Origin of the sequence: Azospirillum formosense (genome assembly GCF_013340925.1) — a bacterium.
Taxonomy (GTDB): Bacteria; Pseudomonadota; Alphaproteobacteria; order Azospirillales; family Azospirillaceae; genus Azospirillum; species Azospirillum formosense.
Genome location: NZ_WHOR01000544.1, coordinates 1 through 721, shown reverse-complemented (window position 1 = coordinate 721; position 721 = coordinate 1). Strand labels below are relative to the sequence as shown.

The window sequence follows — 721 nt, the reverse complement described above, 5'->3', positions numbered from 1 at the left end:
TCTCGTACTCGACGTGGGCGGTCGAGATCGTGATGCCACGCGCCTTCTCTTCCGGCGCCTTGTCGATCTGGTCGTAGGCGGTGAAGGTCGCGCCGCCGCTCTCGGCCAGCACCTTCGTGATCGCCGCGGTCAGCGACGTCTTGCCGTGGTCGACGTGGCCGATCGTGCCAATGTTGCAGTGCGGCTTGTTCCGCTCAAACTTTGCCTTCGCCATCGCTTTGGTCTTTCGTTCCCGACGTTCCGGACGCACACAATGGCCCGGCCGAGACCGACATTTCCCTTAGCGCGGGGGGATTGGAGCGGGTGAGGGGAATCGAACCCCCGTCGTAAGCTTGGAAGGCTTCTGCTCTACCATTGAGCTACACCCGCCTGCCACGCCCCGCCCGGCGCTATCGACCGGGAAACGCGATCACGGACAAGCCGTGGAATGTAGTGGTGGAAGGGGCTGGATTTGAACCAGCGTACGCTTACGCGGGCAGATTTACAGTCTGCTGCCTTTAACCACTCGGCCACCCTTCCTCAGGACCGCTGCGGGACATGCCCGCCGCGGAGTTCGGCACTATGAGAATTTTTCAGGCCTTGTCAACACGTCTGAAGCAGTCCAAACCAGAAAACTGTGAATAACCGCGGCGGGCTTAGCCCTGCCCCCTCCAGCCGGACACCATGACCCGTTCGAAGAAGCCATCCGCGCCCCACGGCCAGCCCCCTGCCCCGGCCAAGA

General features: G+C 62.6%; 1 protein-coding gene and 2 tRNA genes. All 3 read right to left on the bottom strand.

Translation table 11 applies throughout. The annotated features are described in order from the left end of the window. Positions 1-214: GTP-binding protein (locus tag GBZ26_RS29730; protein ID WP_247884966.1), on the bottom strand; the 214-nt coding region annotated here is incomplete at its 3' end. 81 nt (positions 215-295) lie between these two features. Continuing rightward, a tRNA-Gly gene (locus GBZ26_RS29725) sits at positions 296-369 on the bottom strand. A 64-nt stretch (positions 370-433) separates the two neighbouring features. After that, positions 434-519 (bottom strand) — tRNA-Tyr (locus GBZ26_RS29720). Positions 520-721 lie beyond the last annotated feature (202 nt).